Source organism: Variovorax sp. dw_308 (assembly GCF_019207085.1).
In the GTDB taxonomy this organism is placed as follows: domain Bacteria; phylum Pseudomonadota; class Gammaproteobacteria; order Burkholderiales; family Burkholderiaceae_C; genus Variovorax.
Genome location: NZ_JAATOM010000005.1, coordinates 23,459 through 49,741, shown reverse-complemented (window position 1 = coordinate 49,741; position 26,283 = coordinate 23,459). Strand labels below are relative to the sequence as shown.

The 26,283-nt window shown below is 59.5% G+C and carries 21 protein-coding genes; 19 read left to right on the top strand and 2 right to left on the bottom strand.

Annotated features, from left to right (window positions below):
• Window positions 1-32: 32 nt before the first annotated feature.
• From HCU76_RS12285 to HCU76_RS12195, 19 genes are all read left to right on the top strand, one after another.
• Complete coding sequence (locus HCU76_RS12285; protein ID WP_218509434.1) at window positions 33-2,258, top strand: YjbH domain-containing protein; 2,226 nt, start codon at window positions 33-35, stop codon at window positions 2,256-2,258.
• A 125-nt stretch (window positions 2,259-2,383) separates the two neighbouring features.
• On the top strand, window positions 2,384-3,559 hold the full coding sequence (locus tag HCU76_RS12280) for a polysaccharide biosynthesis/export family protein (protein ID WP_218509433.1): 1,176 nt from the start codon (window positions 2,384-2,386) through the stop codon (window positions 3,557-3,559).
• Complete coding sequence (locus HCU76_RS12275; RefSeq protein WP_371319823.1) at window positions 3,556-3,993, top strand: low molecular weight protein-tyrosine-phosphatase; 438 nt, start codon at window positions 3,556-3,558, stop codon at window positions 3,991-3,993. Before HCU76_RS12280 ends, HCU76_RS12275 begins: the two co-directional genes overlap by 4 nt.
• Window positions 3,994-4,038: 45 nt before the next feature.
• Entirely contained in the window at window positions 4,039-6,270 is a 2,232-nt protein-coding gene (locus HCU76_RS12270) for a polysaccharide biosynthesis tyrosine autokinase (RefSeq protein ID WP_256354153.1), read from the top strand.
• Window positions 6,271-6,377: 107 nt separating this feature from the next.
• Entirely contained in the window at window positions 6,378-7,520 is a 1,143-nt protein-coding gene (gene wecB, locus HCU76_RS12265; protein ID WP_218509431.1) for a non-hydrolyzing UDP-N-acetylglucosamine 2-epimerase, read from the top strand.
• 7 nt (window positions 7,521-7,527) lie between these two features.
• Window positions 7,528-8,787, top strand: a complete 1,260-nt coding sequence (wecC, locus tag HCU76_RS12260) for a UDP-N-acetyl-D-mannosamine dehydrogenase (RefSeq protein WP_218509430.1) — start codon at window positions 7,528-7,530, stop codon at window positions 8,785-8,787.
• A gap of 205 nt (window positions 8,788-8,992) precedes the next feature.
• Window positions 8,993-9,541 (top strand): DapH/DapD/GlmU-related protein, encoded by a 549-nt coding sequence (locus HCU76_RS12255; RefSeq protein WP_218509429.1) that lies wholly within the window; start codon window positions 8,993-8,995, stop codon window positions 9,539-9,541.
• Window positions 9,541-10,788, top strand: coding sequence for a lipopolysaccharide biosynthesis protein (locus HCU76_RS12250; RefSeq protein WP_371319804.1), 1,248 nt, complete (start codon window positions 9,541-9,543; stop codon window positions 10,786-10,788). Before HCU76_RS12255 ends, HCU76_RS12250 begins: the two co-directional genes overlap by 1 nt.
• The gene (locus HCU76_RS12245) at window positions 10,785-11,759 is read left to right on the top strand and encodes an AAC(3) family N-acetyltransferase (protein WP_218509427.1); all 975 of its coding nucleotides are present in this window, start codon (window positions 10,785-10,787) and stop codon (window positions 11,757-11,759) included. The genes HCU76_RS12250 and HCU76_RS12245 overlap by 4 nt, the downstream gene beginning before the upstream one ends.
• Entirely contained in the window at window positions 11,756-12,889 is a 1,134-nt protein-coding gene (locus tag HCU76_RS12240; RefSeq protein WP_218509426.1) for a hypothetical protein, read from the top strand. Before HCU76_RS12245 ends, HCU76_RS12240 begins: the two co-directional genes overlap by 4 nt.
• Window positions 12,876-13,961, top strand: coding sequence for a glycosyltransferase (locus tag HCU76_RS12235; protein WP_218509425.1), 1,086 nt, complete (start codon window positions 12,876-12,878; stop codon window positions 13,959-13,961). Before HCU76_RS12240 ends, HCU76_RS12235 begins: the two co-directional genes overlap by 14 nt.
• Before the next feature lie 113 nt (window positions 13,962-14,074).
• Window positions 14,075-15,247: a hypothetical protein gene (locus tag HCU76_RS12230; RefSeq protein WP_218509424.1), complete on the top strand. Its 1,173-nt coding sequence runs from the start codon at window positions 14,075-14,077 to the stop codon at window positions 15,245-15,247.
• 35 nt (window positions 15,248-15,282) lie between these two features.
• Window positions 15,283-17,442 carry a bi-domain-containing oxidoreductase gene (locus HCU76_RS12225; protein WP_218509423.1) on the top strand — a complete coding sequence of 720 codons (2,160 nt, stop codon included), beginning with the start codon at window positions 15,283-15,285 and terminating at the stop codon, window positions 17,440-17,442.
• On the top strand, window positions 17,439-19,274 hold the full coding sequence (locus HCU76_RS12220) for a heparinase II/III-family protein (RefSeq protein WP_218509422.1): 1,836 nt from the start codon (window positions 17,439-17,441) through the stop codon (window positions 19,272-19,274). Before HCU76_RS12225 ends, HCU76_RS12220 begins: the two co-directional genes overlap by 4 nt.
• Window positions 19,262-20,554, top strand: coding sequence for a glycosyltransferase family 4 protein (locus HCU76_RS12215; RefSeq protein WP_256354152.1), 1,293 nt, complete (start codon window positions 19,262-19,264; stop codon window positions 20,552-20,554). Before HCU76_RS12220 ends, HCU76_RS12215 begins: the two co-directional genes overlap by 13 nt.
• Window positions 20,551-21,159 carry a sugar transferase gene (locus HCU76_RS12210; RefSeq protein ID WP_218509421.1) on the top strand — a complete coding sequence of 203 codons (609 nt, stop codon included), beginning with the start codon at window positions 20,551-20,553 and terminating at the stop codon, window positions 21,157-21,159. The genes HCU76_RS12215 and HCU76_RS12210 overlap by 4 nt, the downstream gene beginning before the upstream one ends.
• A complete protein-coding gene (locus HCU76_RS12205) occupies window positions 21,156-21,815 on the top strand; it encodes an acetyltransferase (RefSeq protein ID WP_218509420.1) in 660 nt (219 codons plus the stop codon). The genes HCU76_RS12210 and HCU76_RS12205 overlap by 4 nt, the downstream gene beginning before the upstream one ends.
• A 3-nt stretch (window positions 21,816-21,818) precedes the next feature.
• Window positions 21,819-23,012, top strand: coding sequence for a DegT/DnrJ/EryC1/StrS aminotransferase family protein (locus HCU76_RS12200; protein WP_218509419.1), 1,194 nt, complete (start codon window positions 21,819-21,821; stop codon window positions 23,010-23,012).
• A gap of 169 nt (window positions 23,013-23,181) precedes the next feature.
• Entirely contained in the window at window positions 23,182-25,473 is a 2,292-nt protein-coding gene (locus tag HCU76_RS12195; RefSeq protein WP_218509418.1) for a VanZ family protein, read from the top strand.
• 153 nt (window positions 25,474-25,626) lie between these two features.
• Here HCU76_RS12195 and HCU76_RS12190 read toward each other — a convergent pair whose 3' ends face one another.
• Both HCU76_RS12190 and HCU76_RS12185 read right to left on the bottom strand, forming a co-directional pair.
• Window positions 25,627-26,043, bottom strand: a complete 417-nt coding sequence (locus HCU76_RS12190; protein ID WP_218509417.1) for a type II toxin-antitoxin system VapC family toxin — start codon at window positions 26,041-26,043, stop codon at window positions 25,627-25,629.
• Window positions 26,040-26,279: an Arc family DNA-binding protein gene (locus HCU76_RS12185; protein WP_218509416.1), complete on the bottom strand. Its 240-nt coding sequence runs from the start codon at window positions 26,277-26,279 to the stop codon at window positions 26,040-26,042. Before HCU76_RS12185 ends, HCU76_RS12190 begins: the two co-directional genes overlap by 4 nt.
• Window positions 26,280-26,283: the final 4 nt, after the last annotated feature.

Genomic DNA, 26,283 nt, shown 5'->3' with positions numbered 1-26,283 from the left:
CAATGGGACGGGTATTCGACGTAGGCGCAGGCATGGCGTTGCTGGCACTTGCCACGCAGCCGGCACTCGCGCAACAGGACACGCTCATGCTCAGTGGTGCGGGGTTCACGGGTCTGTCGGTGACGCCGACTGCGCCGCTCCTGCGTTGGGGCGCGATGGGTGTTGCCTACGAGAACGAAGTCGTCGGCGCCCGGCTTACCGGCGGGAACGGAACAAGCGGGCACAACCTCGTGGTCGGGTTCGGCCTGCTGCCCAACCTCGAGATATCCGGCCGCATGGCCGCGAACACGCTCAACGCCAATTGCTTCAACGTGGACTGCGGCATCCGCGACCTCTCGTTCAACTTCAAGGCCGGCTCGTACCTCGACAACGGCCGCCGCTGGCACGCTGCTGTCGGCGCGACCGACCTGGGCGGCGCCGCCACCAACTTCCGCACCTACTACGGCGTGGCGTCATACACGGCGCTGGAGGCACGCAACCTCGATTTCAGCCTCGGCTATGCGTACCGCAGCAACCGCACCGCCGTGGCCGCTCGCGCCGCATCGCCGCTGAATGGTCCGTTTGCCAGCGTGGCCTGGCGCCCGGTTCCCTGGCTGCAAGGCCAACTTGAATACACCGACGGCAGTTCATTTGCCGGTGCGCGCCTGTATGCGCCGGCCGAATGGCTGCCCGCCGGCTGGGCCGCGCACATCGGCGCGAACACCCGCATGTCGGGTGACGCGCACACCTCGCGCAACTGGTTCAGCGTTGGCCTCACCGTGCCGCTCTACAAGGTCTCGACCGAGCGCCCCGCCTATACGCCGCCGGTCGCCCCCGGGGCGCTGGCCCCATCCGCAGCGCCGCGACCGGCCACGCTCGAATTCTCGTCCGTCGGCCTGCCTGCCTCGCCGCCCATCGATGCCTACCCGGCGCCCCTGCCGCAAGCCGCGCAAGCCGGGGCGATGGGCAGCCCGGTTCGCGTGACGGACGACCAACTGGCGCAACTCGCCAAGGCACTCGGCGGCAAGGGCTTCGAAGACATCTCTGTCGGCCGCCTGTCGGACGGCGCCATCGCCGTCAAGTTCAACAACGCCACCTACAACGTCAACTCCGTCGATGGCCTTGGCGTGGCGCTGGGCGTCGTCGCGCGCGAGTTGGGCCGCGCTCGCGTGCCCTACCGCTTGGTGATGACGCAGCGCCAGGTTGCCATCGTCGGTGCGAGCGGCCAGACCGATTGCCTTGCCCAGTGGATCGCGTTGGAAAAGCCAGGTTGCCCGGCCGTGCGCCTTTCCGCACCGGGCACCGCCGCCGTGGACGCATCGCTCGACGGCGCAGCCTGGGTGGTGCGGGGCAATGCCCCGAGCTGGTCGACCGCGCGCCTGATGCTGCAGCCGGTGCTGCGCAGCTCGCTCGGCAGTGAATACGGCGTGTTCGACTATTCGCTGGGCGTGCGTGGCACGCTGCAGCAGCCCTTGTGGAAGGGCGCGTATGTCGAGGCCAGCCACGTGTCTCCTGTGACCGATTCAAGCGACTTTCGCGCGGGCGGCGTGTTCGGCAACAGCCGTATCGTCGACACCACTGACCGATTGCTGGCGCATCAGGTGGTGCGCTTGCCCGTCGAACTGCTGTTCGGCCAGGGCAACCAGGAACTGGCCACGCGCTTGGGCGCCAACGCCCTGACCGCGCACATCGCAGCGGGCCGCTTCGACACCAACTACCGCGGTGTATACGGCGAACTCCGCTGGGAACCGGGCGATGGTCATCACCGCTTCGGCGTCGAGGGCGGCCAGTTTGACCGCACCACCGAATACGACCGCTATCTGATCGAGCGCGCGCGCCCCTTGCTGGCCAGCTACCGCTATGCCTACACGCCGACACACACCTGGCTGGAGGCGACAGCCGGGCAGTTCATGAACAACGACCGTGGCGTCAAGCTCGGCATCAAGCAGTGGTTCCATGACGTCGCAGTGAGCGTATATGTGCGCCGCAGCAAGTTCGACTACCAGCCGACGTCGCACATGTTTGCCGGCATCGAGATCCAGATCCCGCTCACGCCTCGCAAGGACATGAGCCCGATCCATCACATCCAAGTGGTGGGCAACCCCCGCTGGACCTATGCGGTGGAAACGCTTATTCGCGAAGACTCCAACCTCATCACCACGAACATGGGCGTCATGCCCGTGGGCGCGGTGCTGAACGGAACGTTCAACTCCGACCGTTCCGGGCTGGTCTATCTCGAAGAAAACCTGCCGCGCCTCCGCAGCGCGGCCGGTAAATAGACGCTCCGTGTAAAATCATGGAAACGTTCTATCACGTTCATCGCTCTGTGCAAACCGTCTGCAGAGACGGTGCAGTCGACCCGGTTTCGCGGCCTTGGTGGCTGCCACCTTTCGTCATTTCTCCCATGTTGAAACCTTCCCTGGAGCGAGTCGCATCGCTCATTCCGTCTGTCCGATGGCCGGCGCTGGCGTCCACCGTCTCGCTGCTGGCGGGTTGCGCACTTGCGCCCGGCATTGCGTTTGACGACACGACGCCCAACGACGCGCGCTCGTCTGCCAACGTCATGGATGCCGCAGGCGACGTGCCGCCCCCCGGTGCCATAACGGACATCACGCCGGACCTGCTCCGCCGGCAACGCGCGGCGCGCGCTACCGATGTAGGCGAAGAGGTGAAGCGGCTGTTTGGCAAGCCATCGGCTTACCGCATCGGCTATGGCGACATCCTCAACATCGTGGTTTGGGATCACCCTGACCTGGTGCTCGCACCGGCCGGCTCCCTCACCACCGACGCAACGAGTGGCTCGCCGGTGAGCAACGGCTACAACGTGAGCGCGGAAGGCCTGATCCAGTTTCCGTACATCGGCGATTTCAAGGCAGGCGGCCTGACGGAATACGAAGTGCGCGACCAATTGACCAAGCGCCTGGCCCGGTATTTCAACGAGCCGAAGGTGACGGTGCGTATCCAGTCGTTCCGCAATGGCCGGGTGTATGTCGACGGATCGGTGCGGCTGCCCGGCCTGCAGGCCGTGAACGACATCCCGATGACCTTGCCCGAGGCCATCAACCGTGCCGGCGGCTTTGCGACGGATGCCGACCGCTCGATGGTGACCATTCAGCGCGGCGGCATCACCACGCTCATCAACATGCAGCAACTGCCGTCGCTGGGCATCAACCCGACCAGCATCCTGCTCAGCAACGGCGACATGGTGCGCGTGTTCAGCCAGGACGATGCCAAGGTGTACGTGATGGGCGAAGTGACGCGCCCCGTGGCTCAGCCTCTGCGCAATGGCCGCCTGACGCTCAACCAGGCGATCGGCGAGGCCGGCGGCGTGAGTGTGAGCAGCGGCAATCCACGCCAGATCTATGTCGTGCGCGCCAAGCCCGACGGCAATCCGGAGATCTACCACCTGGATGCCAGCACGCCTGTGGCCTACGCGATGGCCGAAGGCTTTGAGTTGCAGCCGCGCGACGTGGTCTATGTGGACCCTGTGCCGCTGGTGCGCTGGAACCGCGTGATCAGCATGATCCTGCCGAGCGCACAAGTGATTGGCGTCGGCAACGCGCTGTCGGTGACCCGCTGATGCAGAACATCCTTGTGGTCTGCGTCGGCAACATCTGCCGCAGCCCCATCGCCGAGGCCATGCTGGCCCGAGAGTTCCCGGAGAAGAAGGTCTGGTCCGCAGGCCTGGGGGCGCTCGTGGGTGATCCGGCCGACCCGTTTTCGGTTGAAGTGGCGGCGGCGAATGGGCTGGACTTGTCGAAGCATCGCGCGCAGCAGGTTGCGAGTTGGATGTGCGAGAGCGCCGACGTCATTTTTGTGATGGAGCAAGCGCACAGGACCGAGATCGAACAACGCTATCCGCTTGTCCGCGGCAGGGTGTTCAGGATGGGGGAGCCGCAAAGGCTCGACATCGCCGACCCGCATCGGCAGCCGAAGGCCGCGTTCGAAGCCGCCTTTGCAGACATAGCCCGAGGCGTCGCCAGCTGGGTGCCGCGCATCCGCCAGTTGGGTTGAGCAGCGCTTCCGACAAAGAACAACCGTTTTACCGATTTTTAGCTAATGAATCCCCCTCAGATCAACGCGCCCGGCATGCCGAGGCCGGCCAGCAACAGAGACGACATCAACCTTCTTGAACTGCTGGACGTTGTGCTCGATAACCGTTGGCTCATTGCCTCCGTGACGGCATTCGCGATCGTGCTTGGCGTTGCGTATGCGTTTCTAGGCACGCCCATCTACGAAGCCAACACCATGATCCAGGTGGAGGACAGCAAGGGCGACCCGATGAGCAGCATGCTCGGCTCGGCCTCCGGGATATTCGACATTCGTTCGCCGGCAACGGGCGAGATCGAGATCCTGCGATCGCGCTTGGTTGTGGAGCAGGCCGTGGAGAACCTGCGCCTCTACGTGGAGGTGACGCCCAAGTATGTGCCGCTGGTTGGCCGCTGGCTTGCGCGCCGTGCGAAAGCGCCTTCCAACCCCGGCATCCTTGGCATGGGCGGCTACGTCAGTGGCAACGAATCGCTGACGGTGGAGCAGTTCGAAGTGCCTGACGAACTGGAAGGCCAGCGGTTCAAAGTGCGCTTGACTGTGCAGGGCTACGAACTCGTTTCGCCAGACAGCGACGTCGTGGGCGCCGGCGTTGTGGGCCAGCCGTTGAACTACGAGATCGAGGGCGGCAAAGGCAAGCTGGTGCTGGCAGGTGCCCGTGGGAAACCCGGCGCCGAGTTCTACATCACGCGCTACTTTCCGCTGAACGTCACGGAGGACCTGCAGAAGGACCTCAAGATCGCGGAGCAGGGCAAGCAGTCGGGTGTGATCCGCGCCACACTGGAAGGCAAGGACCCCCGCGGAGTCGCACGCGTTCTGAATGAGATCGGCACGCTCTACGTGCGGCAGAACACGGAGCGAAAGGCAGCAGAAGCCGAAAAATCCTTGAGCTTTCTCGATACCTTCCTGCCCCAACTGCGGCACCAGATGGAAGAGTCGGAGACCAAGTTCAACCAGTTTCGCAACCGCAACAGCACCTTCGACCTCGATGCCGAAGGCAAGGCCTTGTTGGAGGCGACGGTGCAGTTGCGCGTGAACCTGCTGACGCTGCAGCAAAAGCGCAAGGAACTGCTTGCGCTGTACACGCCGGAGCACTTCAGCATCCGCACCGTCGATGCGCAGATTAGCGCCATCAATGCGAAGCTGGACGAGGCCAATCGCACGGTGAAGACACTGCCCAACATCGAGCAGGAGCTTCTGAGCCTGACGCGGGACGTGAAGGTCAACGGCGACCTGTACGTGAACCTGCTCAACAGCGCGCAGCAATTGCGCCTGGTGAAAGAGGGCAAGGTGGGCAACGTGCGCATCGTGGACGTGGCCGCAGTGACCAAAAAGCCTGTGAAGCCGCAACGCTCGCTGGTGGTTGCACTGGCCGCAGTGCTGGGCCTGCTCGGCGGACTGGCCTTGGCATTCCTTCGCAACAGCTTGCGTCCGGGCATCAAGGACCCTGCGGACATAGAGCAGCACTCCGGCCTGCACGTGTTTGCCAGCGTGCCGCACTCCGAGGCGCAGGTAAGGCTAGCGGAGGATGCGAGGAACAAGGTGCCGGGCAGCCACGTCTTGGCGGTCGTCGCGCCGCAAGAGCCTGCTGTTGAAAGCCTCCGCAGTTTGCGAACGGCGTTGCAGTTTGCAATGCTGGATGCGGCCAACAACGTCATTCTGATTACCGGGCCTACACCCGGCCTCGGTAAGTCGTTTACCAGCGTGAACCTGGCTGCGGTGCTGGGCGCCGTGAGCAAGAAGGTCCTGCTGATCGACGCGGACCTTCGCAAGGGCCACCTGAGTCAGTACTTTGGCCTGGGCCGGGAAAATGGGCTGAGTGAGGTCGTGAGCGGAGGCGTGAAGTTGGAGGACGCGCTGCATCGCGCAGTGGCGCCGGGAGTGGATTTCTTGAGCACCGGCATCTTGCCGCCGAACCCGGCCGAGTTGCTGATGTCCCCTGCAACGGCGGAACTGGTCCGACGAGCCGAGCAGCAATACGACATGGTCATCATCGATACGCCGCCCGTACTTGCAGCGTCGGACACGGCCATCCTCGCATCGCTTGCCGGTGCGGTGTTCCTTGTCGCCCGCGCGGAGATCACGACCTTGGGCGAACTCAACGAGTCGAACAAACGGTTGATCGACATCGGCGTCAAGACCAAGGGCGTGATCTTCAACGACTTGAACACGAGCAAGCGGCGCTATGGCTATGGCGTTGGCTACAAGTACAGCGGCTATCGATATGCGACCTACAAGTACTAGGTTAAGGCAGTGATCGTTCTGTGTTCAAGCCGAGCGTGGTCCTGCTCATCTGTAGAAATTCATTGCCCCCCGCTCCCCTTCTTGAACCCCTCGGATTCTTACGCATCATGCCTGCCAAGAAAGTTCTTCTAGTTTTCGGAACTCGCCCTGAAGCCATCAAGATGGCGCCGCTGGTGAGGTGCCTTCAGGCACATCCGGAGTTTGATGCCAAGGTTTGCGTCACAGCCCAACACCGGCAGATGCTGGACCAGGTCCTCGCGCTGTTCGAGATCGTGCCGGAGTTTGATCTCAACCTCATGAAGCCGGGTCAGGACCTAACGGACATCACGGGCGGCGTGCTCCAAGGCCTAAGGGATGTACTGCACGTTTGGCGACCGGACGTGATGTTGGTGCATGGTGACACCTCGACCACTTTTGCGGCATCGCTGGCCGGCTTCTATCAGCGTATTGATGTTGGCCATGTGGAAGCGGGACTGCGCACTCGCAATCTCTATTCGCCCTGGCCTGAGGAGGCCAACCGCAAGCTGACCAGCGTGCTCACACGTTGGCACTTCTCGCCCACCACGACGTCACGTGACAACCTCTTGGCCGAAGGTGTTGCAGCCAACAACGTTCATGTGACCGGCAACACGGTCATTGATGCGTTGCTGCAGGTGCGCGAGAAGATCAACGGAGATGCGGCCTTGCAGAGGAGCTTCGCCAAGACCTTCCACTTCATCGACCCGGCAGAACAAATCGTGCTCGTTACCGGCCATCGCCGAGAGAACTTTGGTGATGGCTTTGAGCGCATTTGCCAAGCGCTGGCACGCATCGCCCAGAGCCACGCGGATGTGCAGGTGGTGTACCCCGTCCACCTGAACCCGCAAGTGCAAGAGCCTGTGAAACGCCTGCTCGGGAATATCAGCAACGTTCACTTGATCGAGCCTCTGGACTATCTCCCCTTCGTGTACTTGATGGATCGCGCCACTCTGATCCTCACGGATTCAGGTGGAATCCAGGAGGAGGCGCCGTCTCTTGGTAAACCCGTGCTCGTGATGCGCGACACCACCGAACGGCCCGAGGCCGTTGATGCCGGCACCGTCAAGCTCGTTGGCACGGATGCAGATCGCATCGTTGAGCAGGTCCGCATCCTTTTAACCGACGCAACGGCCTACGAAGCCATGTCCTTTGCGCACAACCCCTATGGCGACGGGCAAGCGTGCCGACGCATCGCGCAAGCTTTGGTTGCTAATGATTTTTCCTCTTCCTGACGATCGCATGAACTTTAAAACCGTTTCCGTAATTGGTCTTGGCTACATAGGACTGCCCACCGCTGCGGTATTGGCCTCACGCAAGCTCAATGTGGTGGGTGTAGATGTTAATCAGAAGGCGGTGAACACAGTCAATCAAGGAAAGATCCACATCGTAGAACCCGATCTGGACATGGTTGTGCATGCCGCAGTCACGGAGGGGTACTTGCGCGCTGTCACCAAGCCCGAGCCGGCTGATGCATTCCTGATTGCTGTGCCGACCCCTTTCAAGGACGGCCATCAGCCTGACATGAGCTATATCAAGTCGGCAAGCATGTCGATTGCGCCTGTTCTGAAGAAGGGCGACTTGGTGATTCTGGAGTCCACATCGCCGGTAGGTGCAACGGAGCAAATGGCCGCTTGGCTTGCGGAGGCGAGACCGGACCTGAGTTTTCCCCAAACCCATCGAGAGGCTTCGGACATTCGGGTGGCTCACTGTCCGGAGCGCGTATTGCCCGGCCATGTGCTGCGTGAGTTGGTGCAAAACGACCGTGTTATCGGCGGCATGACGCCTAAATGTGCTGAAGCGGCGACCACGCTCTACAAAATCTTTGTAAGAGGCGAGTGCGTCATTACGGACGTCCGCACGGCGGAAATGTGCAAACTCACGGAAAACAGCGCTCGCGACGTGAGTATAGCCTTTGCCAATGAACTCTCTCTCATTTGCGACAAGCTCGATATTAATGTTTGGGAACTCATAAAACTGGCGAACCGCCACCCCCGTGTAAATATCCTACAACCGGGACCCGGCGTTGGTGGTCATTGCATAGCGGTGGATCCGTGGTTCATTGTGACCGCTGCCCCGGAGGAATCACGGCTAATTCGAACTGCACGGGAAGTCAATGACGGAAAACCCGGATGGGTGATTGACAAGGTTAAGCTTGCGGTGGCAGATTGCCTGATGAAGCATCCGGAGAAAACTGCCACTGAAATTAAGATTTCATGCTTCGGGTTAACTTTTAAACCGGACATTGATGACCTACGCGAAAGCCCCTCGCTGGAAATTGCCCGCCACCTAGGTAAGACCCACCCCGGACCCGTCTGGGCGGTAGAACCGAACATCGATTCACTGGACGATGAAGAGCCCTTTACCCTAGTTGACACTGTCACCGGATTTGAAGGCGCGGATATCCTCCTCCTGCTTGTCGACCACAGACAGTTCAAGGCACTTAAGCAGTTCGACTTCGGCACACGAGCGGTGGTTGACACGCGGGGGCTTTGGCGCTGAATTGGGGCATGCGACAGTCAACCCATCAGCGCGAGCATTCAGTAATTATGGATCACTAACCCTGCGCAGGACGGCGTATGCGTGTCATTCAGATGTGAACTGCTTTGTCGAATCTATATCGTTCGCAAAGATTGATGTGTTATCGAGGATCTCCCGCCGATGCGCTCTATCACGAGAATACTGTCCTCCTACTTAACGGTAAGTTATGAATTACATACACCGCACACTCCGACTCCTCCACCGGACCAGCCGAGCGATCGGTCAACGTATCTGCCGGCCATCTTTTGCCCGGAGCGGAAAAAATGTTGTCTTTGATCCGCTGAATTCGAACTTCTCATACGCGACTATCGAACTTGGTGACAACGTATTCATCGGTGGCCGTGCGTGGTTCAGTTGCGCACACGGGAAAATCCGAATTGGTTCTAACGTTATGTTTGGGCCAGGGGTAATGATCCTTGGAGGTAATCATCGAATTCGGAATACGGGTATTCTCATGTGGCAGGACAATCAGAAGTCTGGTGGGGACGATAAAGGTGTGTCCATTGAGGACGACGTTTGGATTGGCGCAAATGCAGTAATTCTGGAAGGTGTTACGATCGCCCAAGGGTCGGTCGTCGGTGCTGGTGCTGTTGTAGCGAAGTCCACGCAGGCGTACTCAATTTCGGCGGGTGTGCCGGCCAAGAAGGTCGGTTCGCGCTTTGATGAAAGTGAGCTGGCGGAACACCTTGTGCGCATCCGAAGCGCTCGTACCTAATGTTCGCGAGACTACGCTCCCCTGCGCTTTACAGTATGGCCGGAGGCATTCTCCAGAAGGCCATTCCGTTCGTGGCCTCGCTGTACGTGGCTCGAACCGTTGGACAAGAGAACTTCGCAACTTTTGCGTTCTCGATCAATACGGCCAACACCATCACGGCACTTAGTGCACTCGGGCTGGCGCCAGCCATCCTGACCGCACTGGGAGGCCACCGCAACGATGCTGATATTGAAGACAAGACCACTGCCATATTTCTGATCAGCGCGATGATCTGCGTATTCGCGGCGGCTCTGGGGATGCTCAGTGCCCGTCTGAGTCTGAGGGCGATCAGCGACTCCAGGGACTTCGCAGTGGTCGCCATCCTTGCTCCCGCCTTGATCCTCCTCCAGACGACTCAGTCAACCTATCAGGGCACGAACCGGCATCGCGCCTTCTTTTTGCAGAGTTGTGCGCTGGCAATGGTGGTGGCGGTCGCATTCTTGCTGGCGTCGGCAATCCGCACGAACTCAGCACTGCTTGGCGGCGCCTATTCTGCTGCGTTCTTGCTGGTCGGCGCGGGTTCCGCCACCAATCTGCTGAGCAACATGAAAGGCTCGTTGAAGAACAGCGTGTCCCGCGCACTTTCGGAACTCCGTCCCATGATCCTTTCCCAACTGCCTTTCGCCGGCTACACGGGGATCTGGATGCTGGCTATTTATCTCTGTAACCTGCGAAATGCATCGAAATTCTCCATCAACGATCTCGCGTACTACAACGTCGGATTCCAGTGGTACTCGCTGATGCTGTTGGTGCCAGCCACACTCGGAGGCGTACTGATTCCGTACTTTGTTTCAGCGAGCGGACCCGCCACGGTGCGAAAGCAAAGTCTCCAATTGACATTGCTGTTCGCCGCCGTTTCGCTTCCATTGACGCTGTGCATCTACCTGAGCGCTCCGCGGCTGCTCCAGGTGTATGGCATGACCAGCTCGCCACAAGGCATTGCTACCGTACGCAACCTGATCCTCGCAGGGGCGCTTGCCTTTGCGCTTACCCCCGCATTGCAGCAATTCATGGCGCGGCGTCGTTTTGGCGTTTTGCTATCGATCAGTGTGTGTTGGTCGCTTGTGGCGTTGACTGGCACCTATCTCTTTGCCTCAGACAGCGAGGACGTTTCTCTCAGTTTCCTGTTCGCCTATTGCGCAGTGGCCCTATTGGTCCTCGTCGCCACGATTGCTGTGAATCCGGAACAAACCCAGAATAGCCAATGATCAGGACGGTTAAGTGGATTTTTTCGCAAGTACCCCAACTGGAAGTGGGGGTTCGTGTGCTCTATTGGAAGTACCCAGCTGTCAATAGCCTGATTAAGCGTGTCACTCGAAAATCGGCAAAAGGCGCCGTCACGGCGGCGTGCTTGGTCGATAGAGAAAAACCAATCACACTCCCGGCACTATCAGAGGCGATTCGCGAACACGGCGTCGCACGGGGAGATATTCTGATCGTCCACTCCAGCATGCAAAGTCTCGCTCCGACTGGGGCTACGCCTGGCGAGATCATCGATCTGTTGCTGGACGTAGTGGGTGACGATGGAACCTTGGTCATGCCGGCCATTCCCAAGTACCGCGAAGCGCCTATCGGCACTGAACGCATCAGCCAAGATCTGTCTCAAAGCGTCTGGACCTATGACGTACAGCGAACGCCCCCATGGACAGGCGCGCTGCCGCACAAGCTGATGAAAAGGCCTGGAGCCGTTCGCAGCCGCTTTCCACTCAACACTGTGGTCGCATTCGGTCAGCATGCCCGCGCCATGATGGCCCACGAACTTGGCACTCCCGACTCGACGCCCTGTGGCCCCAATTCGGCCTGGGCCTACTGCGCCAAGCACAACGCAAAGATACTCATGCTTGGGGTTGATCTCGCTCACAGTCTGACCATGATTCACGTGGCCGAGGACTGTCAGGAAGACAACTGGCCGATCGCAGGCTGGTATCGATCACGGCAGTTCTTAGTGAAATACCAAGGCTCAGAAATGCTGGTCAATGTGCGCGAGCGACATCCTAAGTGGGCCATGTACTACGGCGAACGCAAGCTGAACGCGGACTTGCTGCACTCGGGCGTAGCGCGCGAAACACGGTTGGAATCGCTCCCTATTATTTCGCTGGAGTCGCGGGCGCTTCTACGCTTTCTGGGCGACAGAAGATCTAGGGGGTATCCGTACTTCTTATGGTCCATGTCGCAATGAAAAGTACCCTGCTCAAGACATTGCAGGGCTACAAGCCGCTGCTGTACTGGAAGGACCGACTACTGCTCTCACGTGGTTTTGATCTCGTGTTGGCAGATTTGGCGCTGACGCAGTTCATACACGTAGCGCGATTGCCCGCCCGCAAGTTCAAGCGATTTCTCAGCCATCTGAGATCGACCAGCAGACTTCTGCGCCTGGAAGTCGGCCCTGCGTGCGACCTTGGTGACGGTATTCACTGCTTGCTGTGCCACCAAGGCACCATTTACAGGCTCAACGTGGAAGAAGGCTCGCTCGTTCAAGAGTTCGTGCTCCCTCACGGCGGCCGACCGTTGCGATTCACCAGGGTGAACGTGGCCGGATTTCACCCCGGTATCTACCTGGGCGAATACTTTGGCAATCCTGGCAAGGGGGAGGCGCGCATATTCCACCGCGATGAAAACGGGCGATGGACTACGACCTTCACATTCCCGCACGGTGAAATTAATCATGTGCACAACATCGTGCAGGATCCGGATCGTCATTGCTTGTATGTGCTCACGGGCGATTTCGGCGACGCAGCCGCTATCTGGGAGGCTCGCGAACAATTCACTCGCGTCACCCGCATCGGCTCTCCCGGCCAAAACAGCCGCGCCTGCTGGCTGCAAGTCACCACCGATCGCCTGATATATGCCACAGACACCCAACTGGAGCTCAACCACCTGAACTGCGTTCCGCTGGGCCCGCACGGATTCGAGCCCATACAAACGCTGCAGCCCGTTGCGGGCAGTTCCATTTATCGGGCCGATACCGCTCACGCCCGGCTAGTCTTTTCAACAGCTGTTGAGCCGGACCGGGTTCGCGGCAACAAGTATCTGGAACTGTTCTCAACTCGCCGTGGAGCGGGGATTCTCACCGACGATGCCCACATCTACGCTGGCCATCTCGACGGCGAAGTGCACTCGATTTTTCAGGCGACCAAGGATGCGCTGCCGTTTCGCTTGTTTCAGTTCGGTAGCCTGCAATTTCCGGCTGGCATCTGTCCCAGGGCAGATTTGCTACACGCCTATGGCACAGCGCTGAAAAACATCGACGGCTGCACAGTGTTGCTGTCCAGTCAATTCGATACAGAAAGCCCACGTGAACAATCATAAGCCCAGCGTCTTGTTGATCGGTGGCCTTCCCCGGCCCAGTGGTGGCGTTACTGTATTTCTTGGGCGCCTGGTCAATCAGATCGGAAACGAGGTGAACTTTCATGTCCTCGACATTCATGCCGGTGAGAAAGAACCAACACTCGCTAAGTCGCTCAAGGTAGCTCCCCGCCACCGCCTTTTTAAGCAACTGTGGCTAGTCTGGCACATATGCGTCTTCCGGGGGGACATCGTGCATTTCAACTACTCAGGATGCCACGCCTTGGTTGCACTCGCCGTCCTTCCGAAGCTGGGAAGACAGTTTTTTCTGACCCTTCACAACGGCTCCCAATTGTCCATCCATCGAGCACTGGGCACTTTCGCACGACGACTGCTCAGCAAGGCCGCATCGAAAATCGACTGCGTCTTCTCACTCTGCGACGACCATGTCTCGCTTTACCGCGAGCTAGGTATCGGGGAGGCCAGGATCGTGCATACGAAATCGCAAATTGCCGCGCCCAACGTTGCACCTGGCTTCGTGGACGACAGGCATGCCCGAATAAGAGTGCGCCATCGATACGTCGTTGTTTCTTCCGGACATGTTAGCCGAAGCTACAACTTCGAATTCATTGTCCGATTCGTCAACGAAAACCCCGACTGTGCCGGTCTGCTGTTTTTTTACGGCGAGCACATGGACCAAGCCTACCTAAGCAAACTCCAACAGCAAATGACTGACCCTGAACGGTTTGCGATCTATTTTCACCAGACCGAAGCGGTTTTTCTCGCAGCGCTGGCCACGGCGGATGCCTATCTCCGGCCAACCCATATTGACAGTTGGGGAATTGCTGTAGCGGATGCGATTTCGCTTGGCGTACCTGCTATTGCTTCAAATGTGTGTGAGCGAGCGACGGGAGCAAAGATAGTCAATCCTCTTTGCTACGCCGAATTCGACTCGGCAGTAAGATCATCGCTCTTGAGATCGGAGGCAACACATCAATCATCATCAAACTCAGAGAGTGAAAAATTTTTCCTTGCGTACACTAAGAGGATTCGCCCACATAAGAGCGAGATATTTAATGTTCATCGCGATCGATAAGTAAGCGAACGATCTCGATCGCCATGATTCCAATTTATTACGCAATATGGATATGCAACCTAGTGATCTGCTGGGTATTGCTAAGAGCGGCAGTTCGTCTGCAGAGTCCGCACATGTTCTTTTGGATTGGGATTTTATTGTTATTCATTCTGCCTTCAGTGGCAGATCCTTTTATCTCAATTTTTAAAGGATCTGAATTTTCCATTTGGTTTCAAGAAAATATTGAAACGTTGGTCTGGGCACAGATAATAACATTTATTTCTCTATTGTTTTTCTATCTCTTGCACGAGGCTTTCCCAATTGCGTCCCATGTGGAAATTAAATTCCAAGAGACGAAAAGAGTTGAATTGATATTCCCGATCATTCTGATCGCGCTCACTCTGGTTCCAATAATTCAGCTAATACAAAGCTTTGGACCATTATTTTTTTTGAATTTTGGATTTACCGATAGAAGGGAGGGGCTTACTTATCTCGGCCAATTTCTTCTAAGCTACAACGTAGTGTGCGCAACCGGATTTGCTTATTGGGCATATTCTCAAAATAGGAAATCGATCGCTTATCTATCAATTGGATATTATTTGATTGTTTTCGCTTTTTTGGGTGGATCAAGACAGCCAATTGTTGCGGTTTTCTTGCCATTTCTTGCAAATTATATCTTCACGACTCGTCGCAAGTTTCTGAAACTTGGGGTGCTGATTTTGAGTGTGCAAATTGTGCTAACTCTTCTTGCAGCCTTGCTTGTCTTGAGAAATCAATCGTCGATCGATGCCAGACTTGATTTATTTTTCAATCCAATAGAATTTTTTAATGCAATCAACGATCGCCCTAGCGATACGGCGATTAGATTTGCGTTTTACTATTACATTGAGACTTTCAGCAAAGCAGCGGAATTCGGGGACTTCTCATATTTGCTGAGAACCCTCTTGTTCTGGCTTCCTTCTCCGGTGGATATTTTTAATATAAAGCCGGATGACTTTGAATATGCAATGTTTCAGCACTACGTGCCTATGCATGAGGGGACTATGCATCCAACGTATTTTGGTTCAATTTTTGCTGATGCCGGTTATTTTTTTCCCGCGTGGATTCCGCTCACTCATTTATTTCATTTTCTCAGCGCCCGATATCTTAATAGACAAAAGTCCCATCTTTTTTATGTGCTCATTTGGACTGTGCTTGGATTGTCAGGAATCATGATGGCGCGAGGCTCCCTTTATGCCCCAGTTGTGATGACTTTTTTTGCATTTATTTATTTCGGCTTTGCTAAATATGTGTCGAATATAAAATGAAGCAGCCGGCAGAATATAGAATTCAACTTTAATCAATGAAGCAAGTACTACAAGACATGGCCAGGGGCCGGACGATCGTCATAGAGGCTCCTGCCCCCCAAGTCAGCAGGGCCCACCTGCTCATCCATACATCCACCACTTTGATCTCTGCCGGTACGGAGCGCATGCTTGTCGATTTCGGCAAGGCCTCGTATCTCGAGAAGGCTCGCCAGCAACCGGACAAGGTCAAGATGGTGTTGGAGAAGGTGGCCACTGATGGCTTGATGACGACCATCGAGGCCGTGCAGTCCAAGTTGGCGCAGCCGCTTCCCTTGGGCTACTGCAACGTGGGTGTGGTCGCTGAGCTGGGTTCTGGTGTGGACGGGTTCCAGGAGGGTGACCGGGTGGTGTCCAACGGCCCGCATGCCGATGTGGTGAAGGTGTCGAAGAATCTGTGTGCACGCGTTCCGGATTGTGTTAGCAACGAGGCCGCATCCTTTGTGGTGGTGGCGAGCATTGGCCTGCAGGGCATTCGTTTGGCGCAGCCCACGTTGGGCGAGGCATTTGTGGTCACCGGCGCGGGTCTGATCGGTCTGCTGACGGTGCAACTGCTGCGCGGGCAGGGTTGCCGGGTTTTGGCGATTGACTTCGACGAATCCAAGCTGGCGCTGGCGCGGCAGTTTGGCGCACAAACCTGCAACCCCGGCGCGGGGGAAGACCCGGTGGCTGCGGGCATGGCGTTGAGCCGAGGGCATGGCGTGGATGGGGTAATCATCACCGCGTCCACCAAGTCCACCGACCCGGTGACTCAGGCGGCGCGCATGAGCCGCAAGCGCGGACGCATCGTGTTGGTGGGCGTGGCCGGGCTTGAGTTGAACCGCGCCGACTTCTACGAGAAGGAACTGAGTTTTCAGGTGTCCTGTTCTTATGGACCGGGACGATACGACTCTGCGTATGAAGACCTCGGGCAGGACTATCCGTTCGGCTTCGTGCGCTGGACGGAACAGCGCAACTTCGAGGCAGTGCTAGATATGTTGGCCAGCGGTCAGTTGGACGTGGAGCCGCTGATCACGCATCGGTTCGCTTTTGAAGACGCTCCCAAGGCCTACGAGGCACTCACACAAGGCAAGAGTGGCCTTGGCATCTTGCTGCAGTACACCTCTCCAGTGGGCGAGCGCACTGTGCGCAGCGTGTCACTGGCGACTCGTAGGCACTTTGATGCTCAGCGCCCAGTAATGGGCTTTATCGGCGCAGGCAACTATGCCTCCCGGATGTTGATTCCAGCCTTCAAAGCGGCAGGCGCCCAATTTCACACCATCGTGACCACGGGTGGCATCAATGGCGTGATTCATGGGGAGAAGGCTGGCTTCGCCGAGGCCTCTACCGATATGGCAGTGATGTTGGCGAACAAGGCGATCAATACCGTGGCCATCGTCACCCGTCATGACACGCATGCCCGCTTTGTGGCTGAAGCACTTAAGGCGGGCAAGAATGTATTTGTGGAGAAGCCGCTTGCCATCCAACACGTCGAACTGGCAGACGTGGAGGCCGCCTATGCCTTGGCCCATGCAGTTGGCGTCGGCAACGACCGCCAGACGAGACGTGGTCCTCAAATAATGGTGGGCTTCAATCGCCGCTTTTCGCCACAGGTGCAAAAGATGAAGGCGTTGCTGCAGGCGGTCAAGGAGCCGAAGTCGTTCATCATGACCATGAACGCCGGTGCGATTCCCGCCAACCACTGGACGCAGGACAGCGCTATTGGGGGCGGCCGTATCATTGGCGAGGCATGCCATTTCATCGACTTGATGCGATTCCTGGCGGGTAGCCCCATCGTGTCGATTCAGGCACGTCGCATGGGCGATTCGCCGGGGCTGCTCGTCGCAGAAGACAAGGCTTCGATCACCCTCGGATTCCAAGACGGATCGTTTGGCACCATCCTGTACCTCGCCAATGGAGCGGCTAGTTTCCCGAAGGAGCGGGTGGAGGTCTTTGCCGGCGGGCGCGTGCTGCAGTTGGACAACTTCCGCAAGCTCAAGGGTTACGGTTGGCCGGGCTTCAGCAAGCTCAATCTGTGGAAGCAGGACAAGGGGCAAAACGCATGCGCCGCCGCATTCCTCCAAGCCATCGAAAAGGGTACGTCGGCAATTCCAGTGGACGAGATCTTTGAGGTGGCGCGGGCGACGATCGATGTCGCGGAGCAGTTGCGAAAGCAATGAACGCCTTCACGACCAAGGCAGCCACCGCGCTCGCGCTCGGCGGAGGAAACATTGCACGCGCCGCCTCTTATCGCATTGGCGTCAAGTTGGGACTGAATCCTGTTCGCCGCCTGCGGGCTGTGGGGCCATGCGGGCCATTCTTTGCGGCAGTTTCTGGAGAGGCACCGCCGCATCATTCGGTCTCCTCGTGGCGGACTTCGGCACAACTCTTCAGCCGTTGGCCATACGCAGTGGCGAACGATGCGCCAGATTGGCTTGCCAATTCTCTGACTGGCCGGCGCGTAGATGGGGTGGATCGTGAATGGTGGGAAATACCTGACTTCGACCCAACTGTGGGCGACATCAAGCTCATTTGGGAACTCTCGCGCATGGATTGGGTGCTGGCCTTGGCCCAGCACGCGCGTGGCGGTGATGCGGCTGCGTTAAGCCGACTGAACAACTGGTTGGCCGATTGGTGCAAGCTGAACCCGCCATACCGTGGCCCGAACTGGAAGTGCGGCCAGGAGGCATCCATTCGTGTCATGCACCTGGCCATTGCGGCGCTGATGCTGCAGCAGGTCAAAGATCCAGTACCGTCACTGCGCGACCTGATTCAACTTCATCTGCAACGAATTGCGCCGACGATTCAGTATGCGGTGGCACAAGACAACAACCACGGGACGTCGGAAGCGGCGGCGTTGTTCATCGGCGGCAGTTGGCTGGCGGCGCAGGGTGTACGGGATGGTGTGCGTTGGCAGCGGCAGGGACGGAAGTGGTTGGAAAATCGAATGGCCCGGCTGATCGGATTGGACGGCAGTTTCAGCCAATATTCATTGAACTACCACCGGATGGTTGTGGACACCGTGTGCATGGTGGAAGTGTGGCGCCGGCACATGGAACTGCCCGAGTTCTCCGTGCGCTGGCAGCAGCGCGCCAAGGCGGCCTCGCTCTGGCTGCGTCACATGATCAACCCGATCAATGGCGATGGTCCCAACCTCGGCGCCAATGACGGAGCGCGGCTGCTGCAGTTGGCGGACACAACGTATCGGGACCATCGACCGACTGTGCAGTTGGCCACGGTGCTATTTGCGGGGGGGCGTGCCTACGCCGAAGACGGCCCATGGAACCACGCTCTTCCTTGGCTCGGCGTGACCCTGCCGCAGTCGAATGCACCGCAACCGTCGAACCTGGCAGCCAATGACGGCGGCTTTGCCGTGTTGCGGCGGGGATCCGCGATGGCCATGCTGCGCTTCCCTCGATTTCGCTTCCGACCCAGCCAGGCCGATGCACTGCATCTCGATCTGTGGCTAGGTGGGGACAACCTCCTGCGCGACGCTGGCTCATTCAGCTACAACACCGACCCGGGTTGGCTGAACTATTTCGGCGGTACGGCTAGCCACAACACCGTGCAATTTGACGATCGCGACCAGATGCCTCGTCTCAGCCGCTTCCTATTCGGCGACTGGCTCAAGACGTCTTTCATTGAGCCGCTGACAGAGAATGCACAGGTGACGCGGTTTGCCGCCGGCTATCGCGACGGCCACCGAGCCATTCATCGACGACGCACCAGCCTCTACGACACCCGGCTTCGAGTTGTGGACGAGGTCAAAGGGTTCTCGCGCCGGGCCGTCTTGCGATGGCGCGTGGCGCCAGGAAGTTGGCGGTTGGATGGCCAACGATTGACGAACGGCCACCACGTCTTGGAGGTGAGCGCGAGCATGCCGATCGTGCGCTGTGAGTTGGTAGAGGGCTGGGAGTCTCGCCACTATCTCGAAAAAACATCCCTTCCCGTGCTTGAAATCGAAGTCGAAAAACCGGGAACTCTGACGACGGAATACCGATGGACAGCATGAAGATTCTTTATTTCCACCAACATTTCTCGACTCCAAAAGGCTCGGTGGGCATTCGCTCCTATGAAATGGCGCGCCGCCTCGTTGCGCGGGGCCATCAAGTCACGATGGTGTGCGGCAGCTATGGCGGCGGCGAAACTGGCCTGGACACGCCTTTTGTCGACGGGTCTCGTCGGGGCATGGCCAATGGCATCGAGATCGTAGAGTTCAATCTTGCATATTCCAACAGCGATGGTTTGATCAAGCGCACCGGAGCCTTTCTCAAGTTCGCCATGCGCAGCGTAGGGCTTGTGATGACGGAACGCTATGACGTGGTCTTCGCAACCACAACGCCCTTGACGGCTGGCATTCCCGGTATCGTCGCGCGCTGGTTGCGGGGCAAGCCTTTTGTGTTTGAAGTGCGTGACTTGTGGCCAGAGTTGCCGCGCGCCATGGGCGTGATTCGAAACCGGCTCTTGCTCGGTTTAATGAGTGTGTTGGAGTGGGCCAGTTACAGATCGGCTCATCGTTTGATTGGCCTGTCGCCTGGCATTGTCGAAGGCATTGTTCGTCGGGGTGTTTCGCGCGAGCGTGTGGATTTGATTCCCAATGGCTGTGACCTGGGCATCTTTGCGGGTGAAGCAACCCCTTGGCGCCCCGAGCACGTGCGCGCGGACGACTTGCTGGCCGTGTTCGCCGGAACGCACGGCATGGCGAACGGGCTGGACGCGCTATTGGATGGGGCTGCGGAGCTCAAGCGCCGCAGACGCGAGGACATCAAGCTGCTGCTTATTGGCCAAGGTAAGTTGAAGTCCGCGCTTCAGGCCCGGGCCACTCGCGAGGGTCTGGACAACGTTCTGTTCCATGACCCTGTCAACAAGGCGCGACTCGCGGGCTTGATGGCTTCCACAGACGTGGGATTGCAGATTCTGGACAATGTCCCAGCTTTTTATTACGGCACGTCGCCTAACAAGTTCTTCGATTACATCGCCGCCGGGTTGCCGGTGTTGAACAACTACCCGGGCTGGCTCGCAGAGCTGATTAAAGAGCACAACTGCGGCTTTGCCGTTCCGCCAGACAGCCCCGCCGCGCTGGCGGATGCATTGGAGCGAGCCGCCAGCGATCGGCTTGCGCTTAAGGCAATGGGCGCGCGCGCCCGCGCGCTTGCTGAAAAGAGTTTCGATCGTGCGCAGCTTGCCGACAAGTGGGTGGATTGGTTGGAACGGCTCCAACCCGCCGCAGCACACGATGCCGATGCAATTGCGACGCGGCGAGGCTCGAGATCTGAACTTAAAAAAAGATGAAGCGTTTATTCGACTTTGGTATTGCCGCGTCGGCATTGCTGGTGCTGTCCATCCCGCTGGCGTTCCTCGCCTGGCAGGTCAGGCGAAAAGTTGGCTCGCCTGTCCTGTTTCATCAGACCCGTCCAGGCTTGGGCGGTCACCCATTCGAAATGATCAAGCTGCGCACGATGACTGACGAGCGGGGTCGCGATGGACAACTGCTGGCCGATGCCACGCGCCTTACAGCATTCGGTCGGCTCTTGCGTTCCACGAGCCTGGATGAACTACCCGAGCTTTGGAACGTCCTCAAAGGAGACATGAGCCTCGTCGGTCCCAGACCCCTCTTGATCGACTACCTGCCGTTGTATTCGCCGGAACAAGCTCGTCGCCATGAAGTTCGTCCTGGCATCACGGGTTGGGCTCAAGTCAATGGGCGCAATGCCCTGAGCTGGGAAGAAAAATTCAAGCTCGACGTCTGGTACGTCGACAACCGTTCCATGTGGCTCGACATCAAGATCCTTTGGCTCACGGTCAAGAAGGTTCTCTTGCGCGAAGGCGTCACTGCTGTGGGCGAGGCGACGATGCCGCGATTCGCAGGCTCGCAACAAGCGGGCAAGAATCAATGAGCACTTCACTCTTTGCCGTGTACGGCGCAAGTGGTTGTGGCCGCAGTTTGATGCCTCTGGCGCGCGCGCAGTTGCAGAGTCAAGGTATTGCAGCCTCTCAACTCGTTTTCATAGACGACAACCCGTCGGCGTCGGTCGTGAATGGGCACAAGGTGCTGCGATATGCAGAGTTCCTGCAAACCGAGGCCCCCTTGCGTCATGCTGTTCTGGCAATCGCCAACAGTGAAATACGCGAAAGGCTGGCCAAACGTTGCCTAGAGGATGGCGTCGCGCCCTGGACAGTGGCCGACGCGAACATCGTCATCATGGACGACGTTGACATCGGCGGGGGCGCTGCCTTGAGCCCCTTCGTGACGCTCACGTCCAACATCCGCATCGGCAAGCACTTCCATGCCAACCTGTACAGCTATGTCGAACATGATTGCGTCATCGGCGACTTCGTGACCTTCGCCCCCGGCGTCAAGTGCAACGGCAACGTGGTCATCGAAGACCACGCCTACATCGGAACCGGCGCAGTCATCAAGCAAGGCAAGCCTGGCCTGCCGCTGGTCATCGGTCGAGGCGCGGTGGTCGGAATGGGCGCTGTAGTCACCCGCGATGTTCCCGCCGGCACCACCGTTGTCGGCAATCCTGCCAAGCCATTCCAAAAAGTCTGATTCGTGCTAAACACTTCGTTCTCCCCCTGGCCCAACTTCACGCCCGAAGAAGCCACCGCCGTCCAGCAGGTCCTGCTCTCCAACAAGGTCAACTACTGGACGGGTCCCGAGTGCCGCGCCTTCGAGAGAGAATTTGCCACGTGGGCCGGTGTCGACTATGCGGTTGCGCTTTCCAACGGCACTCTCGCGCTCGACATCGCGCTCAAGGCCCTGAACATCGGACCGGGCGACGAGGTGATCGTCACGCCGCGGACGTTCATCGCCAGCATCTCCTGCGTCGTGAACGCCGGCGCAATGCCTGTGTTCGCCGACGTCGATGAACACAGCGGCAACATCTCGCCCGCCACCATCGCACGCGTTCTCACACCCCGCACCAAGGCCGTCATCTGCGTCCACCTCGCGGGCTGGCCCTGCGACATGGCCGGGATCATGGCGCTGGCACAGGCGCACGATTTCAAGGTCATCGAGGACTGCGCGCAAGCGCACGGCGCGATGTACAAAGGCCGGAAGGTCGGATCCATCGGCCATGTCGGCGCTTGGAGCTTCTGCCAGGACAAGATCATGACCACGGGCGGCGAGGGTGGCATGGTCACCACCAACGACCGGGCGTTATGGTCGGCCATGTGGTCTTACAAGGACCACGGCAAGAGCTGGGAGGCGGTGTACGAGCGCGAGCACCCGCGGGGCTTCCGCTGGCTGCACGAAAGCTTCGGCACCAATTGGCGGATGCTGGAGATGCAAGCGGTGATTGGCCGCATCCAATTGCAGCGCATGTCGGATTGGACAGCCCTGCGCACCCGCAACGCCGAGGCGATCTGGGCGGCCTGCCGGCCATTCGCGGCCCTTCGCGTGCCGGACTTCGCGGGCTTGGCGGGCGCGGAAAGCGTACACGCTCACTACAAGTGCTATGTCTATGTGCGCCCCGGCCAGCTCGCTGAGGGCTGGAGCCGCGACCGCATCGTCGAGGCCATCAACGGGTTGGGCGTGCCGTGCTACCAAGGCTCGTGCTCCGAGGTTTATCTTGAAAAAGCGTTCGACGGCACCGGCTGGCGGCCGGAGAAGCGCCTAGAGGTGGCGCGCCGCCTTGGAGATGAAAGCTTGATGTTCCTCGTCCACCCGACGCTGACGCAGGCCGAGATCGATCAGACCTGTCGCGCTATTCAAACGGTTTTTGAAGCGGCGAGTGCTATCAGTTAACGGTTAGTGAACTTTTGGCCTACAAACAATGTTCTGCGTTACAATCGCGAACTATTGTCTTTCGGCTCGTCATGTTTTTCCAACACCCGAGCGTGGCTGAGCCTTCGGCCCACGCGCTCATAACCCCCACTTGCTCCCTCTCCGACGCCGACAAGTCTGAGGCTGCCGCATGAGCGCGGGAGCGGTTCCGGACAAGTTCAAGCGCTATGCGTTCTGGGCGACTGGCCTGGTCGTCCTGGTGCTGTCGTTGCTGCCCGTGGTGCCGGCGGAGATTCCGACGACCGGGTGGGACAAGTCCAATCACATGCTCGCCTTCGTGGTGCTGGCGCTGCTCGGCCGCCTGGCGTATCGCCGGAACTGGCGCGGGGTCCTGGTCGGCCTGGTTGCATTTGGCGGGTTGATCGAGGTTCTTCAGTCGTTCACTCCCACGCGTGAGGCTGAGTGGGCCGATCTGTTTGCCGACAGCCTGGGCATCTCGCTGGTGGGCCTGGTGGGGCCTGTTCTGGACTGGCGCCCGCTGCGAAGATCGTCCGGTTTCGTGTTGGGTTTGCCGCGCGCCGCCAAGCGCGTCGTTGCCTTGGCTGCCGACGCGTCGCTATGCGTGCTCACGGTGTGGATGGCGTTGTCGCTCCGCCTTGACACCTGGGTGCACCTTTCTGCCATGCACTGGGTGGCGGTGCTGGGCTCGCTGGTGCTGGCCTTGCCCTTGTTTGTGACCTTTGGGCTGTACCGGGCGATCTTTCGCTACGGCGGCAATGCCGCCGTAGCGGCGATGTGGCAGGCCTGCCTGATCTACGCCTTGCTGTATGCAGTGGCATTCACAGTAATCGGCATCGATGGCGTGCCGCGCACGATCGGCCTTCTGCAGCCGCCGCTGCTGCTGGTGGCCATCACCGCGTCGCGCGCTGTGGCGCGCTATTGGCTTGGAGGCGCTTACCAAGGCCAGATCGCCCGCAACACGCTTCCGGCCGCGTTGATCTACGGCGCTGGCTCCGCGGGCCAACAGCTTGCCGAAGCCATGCGGCAGAGCCCCGACATGCACGTCGTCGGCTTTCTGGATGACGACCGCCGCCTGCAAGGTGGCATGGTGCAGGGCTTGACGGTTCACAGCCCGCGCTTCCTGGCCGAGCGCGTTCGCACCCTGAAGGTCAGCACCGTGCTGCTGGCCATGCCCTCGGCGCCGCGCAAGCGCCGCAACCAGATCCTGGCGACTGCGCTCGACGCGCAAGTTGCAGTGCGCACGCTGCCTGGCCTGGCGGACATGGCGCACGGCCGCGTGCAGACCAGCGACCTGCGCGAGCTCGACATCGACGACTTGCTGGGCCGCGACCCGGTGCCGCCCAACCACATCCTGCTGGGCAAGAACATCCGCGGCAAGGTGGTGTTGGTGACCGGCGCCGGGGGGTCGATCGGCAGCGAGCTGTGCCGCCAGATCGTCAAGCTCGCGCCCGACGTGTTGCTGCTGGTGGAGCGCAGCGAATTTGCGCTGTATTCCATCGATGGCGAGTTGCGCGAATTGCTGGCCAGGCAACCAGCCACCGCCGTGCGCGTCATGCCGCTGCTGGCCTCCGTGGGCGAAGCCTCGCGCATGCGGGAGATCATGGAGACCTGGCGTCCGAATACGGTCTACCACGCCGCGGCCTACAAGCACGTACCGCTGGTGGAGCATAACGCCGCCGAGGGGGTGAAGAACAACGTGTATGGCACGCTGGTGACGGCGCGCGCGGCCATCGACGCCGGCGTCAACGACTTCGTGCTGGTGAGCACCGACAAGGCGGTCCGCCCGACCAACGTCATGGGCACCAGCAAGCGCGTGGCGGAGATGGTGCTGCAGGCGCTGGCGCAGCGCACGTCACGTGCGGCGGGCAGCACGCGCTTCTGCATGGTGCGATTCGGCAACGTGCTGGGCTCGTCGGGCTCGGTGGTGCCGTTGTTCCGCCGCCAGATCGCGGAAGGCGGCCCGATCACGCTGACGCATCCGGGGATCACCCGGTTCTTCATGACGATTCCGGAAGCGGCCCAACTGGTGATCCAGGCCGGCGCCATGGCGCATGGCGGCGACGTGTTCGTACTGGACATGGGCGATCCGGTGAAGATCGTCGACCTGGCCCGCCGCATGGTCGAGCTGTCGGGCCGGACGGTGGCCGACACGGCCAACCCCGATGGCGACATCGCCATCCGCATCACCGGCCTGCGCCCCGGAGAGAAGCTCTACGAGGAGCTGCTGATCGGCGACAACCCCTTGCCAACCAATCACTCCCGCATCATGAAAGCCCACGAGGACTTCCTGGCCTGGGACGAGTTGGAGGAGCGGCTGAAGGCGCTGGAAGTGGCCATGAACGTGAACGACGTGCCGCAGATCCGCGTCCTGCTCAAGCAGATGGTGGACGGCTACCGGCCCGATGGCGACGTGGTGGACTGGGTGCACGTGGCACAGCGGGACGCGACGAAGGTGGCTTGAGGGGGTAGCTGGACTGGGCGCTCGTCACATCGATGCTGAAATTCACGACAAGAGGGCCCTGTTGCTCGAAATTTTGCGACAAACAGGCTTGGAGTTGGAACCTGGCGTCTAGGAAATCCGACAAGAGTTCGCGCGCCCCGGCGTTCGCCCTGACTACCCTTCCCAGGGGTTGATGACCGTCAACCCCGCTGCCTCGAAGGGGCTGGTGTCGCGCGTGGCTACCGCAAATCCGTTGGCGCTTGCAATCCCTGCGATGTAACCGTCCGACGCGCCAATTGCCAAGCCAGCGGCCCGCGCTCGCGCCATTAGTTCGGCATAGGCCTGCGACGCGGCCAAGTCGAATGGGAGGACGCGCCCCGTGAACAGAGGCAGCACGCGCGTTTCGAGGCGATCGTGCAAGGCATCCCGCCTCTTCCCTGCAGGCATCGCTGCGACGCCGAAGCGCAGCTCAGCGACAGTGATCGCAGCCAGGTAGAGCGTTTCGATTGGCTGCGCGTCGATCCAGGCCACGACGTTGCCGTCAGGCACGCGCATGGGCTCGGAAATGACATTCGTATCGAGCAGGATCATTCAAATGCCAGGGGTTGCGCAGGCGTCTTGTCCCGTTGGATCTCGAGATCGATTCCGCCAAGCTCGCGGCCAATATCGGCCAGCAAGGAGCCCAGCTTGACTCGCCCTTCGGGTTTGACGGCCGCTTCGAGGATGTCGCGGATTTCGGCTTCGGTGCTACGACCGTGCGTGGCGGCGCGCACGCGGAGCGCGCGGTGCACTTCGTCGGGCAGGTTTCGTACGGTGATGACAGGCATTTGC

What these genes read in the sequence shown, in the direction of transcription:
- HCU76_RS12205 (WP_218509420.1), top strand. Translation starts at nt 21,156, where the DNA reads ATGAGCACTTCACTCTTTGCCGTGTACGGCGCAAGTGGTTGTGGCCGC.
- HCU76_RS12270 (WP_256354153.1), top strand. Translation starts at nt 4,039, where the DNA reads ATGAATCCCCCTCAGATCAACGCGCCCGGCATGCCGAGGCCGGCCAGC.
- HCU76_RS12285 (WP_218509434.1), top strand. Translation starts at nt 33, where the DNA reads ATGGCGTTGCTGGCACTTGCCACGCAGCCGGCACTCGCGCAACAGGAC.
- HCU76_RS12190 (WP_218509417.1), bottom strand. Translation starts at nt 26,043, where the DNA reads ATGATCCTGCTCGATACGAATGTCATTTCCGAGCCCATGCGCGTGCCT.
- HCU76_RS12255 (WP_218509429.1), top strand. Translation starts at nt 8,993, where the DNA reads ATGAATTACATACACCGCACACTCCGACTCCTCCACCGGACCAGCCGA.
- HCU76_RS12225 (WP_218509423.1), top strand. Translation starts at nt 15,283, where the DNA reads ATGAAGCAAGTACTACAAGACATGGCCAGGGGCCGGACGATCGTCATA.
- HCU76_RS12210 (WP_218509421.1), top strand. Translation starts at nt 20,551, where the DNA reads ATGAAGCGTTTATTCGACTTTGGTATTGCCGCGTCGGCATTGCTGGTG.
- HCU76_RS12245 (WP_218509427.1), top strand. Translation starts at nt 10,785, where the DNA reads ATGATCAGGACGGTTAAGTGGATTTTTTCGCAAGTACCCCAACTGGAA.
- HCU76_RS12240 (WP_218509426.1), top strand. Translation starts at nt 11,756, where the DNA reads ATGAAAAGTACCCTGCTCAAGACATTGCAGGGCTACAAGCCGCTGCTG.
- HCU76_RS12215 (WP_256354152.1), top strand. Translation starts at nt 19,262, where the DNA reads ATGGACAGCATGAAGATTCTTTATTTCCACCAACATTTCTCGACTCCA.
- HCU76_RS12220 (WP_218509422.1), top strand. Translation starts at nt 17,439, where the DNA reads ATGAACGCCTTCACGACCAAGGCAGCCACCGCGCTCGCGCTCGGCGGA.
- wecB (WP_218509431.1), top strand. Translation starts at nt 6,378, where the DNA reads ATGCCTGCCAAGAAAGTTCTTCTAGTTTTCGGAACTCGCCCTGAAGCC.
- HCU76_RS12195 (WP_218509418.1), top strand. Translation starts at nt 23,182, where the DNA reads ATGAGCGCGGGAGCGGTTCCGGACAAGTTCAAGCGCTATGCGTTCTGG.
- HCU76_RS12280 (WP_218509433.1), top strand. Translation starts at nt 2,384, where the DNA reads ATGTTGAAACCTTCCCTGGAGCGAGTCGCATCGCTCATTCCGTCTGTC.
- wecC (WP_218509430.1), top strand. Translation starts at nt 7,528, where the DNA reads ATGAACTTTAAAACCGTTTCCGTAATTGGTCTTGGCTACATAGGACTG.
- HCU76_RS12250 (WP_371319804.1), top strand. Translation starts at nt 9,541, where the DNA reads ATGTTCGCGAGACTACGCTCCCCTGCGCTTTACAGTATGGCCGGAGGC.
- HCU76_RS12185 (WP_218509416.1), bottom strand. Translation starts at nt 26,279, where the DNA reads ATGCCTGTCATCACCGTACGAAACCTGCCCGACGAAGTGCACCGCGCG.
- HCU76_RS12230 (WP_218509424.1), top strand. Translation starts at nt 14,075, where the DNA reads ATGTTCTTTTGGATTGGGATTTTATTGTTATTCATTCTGCCTTCAGTG.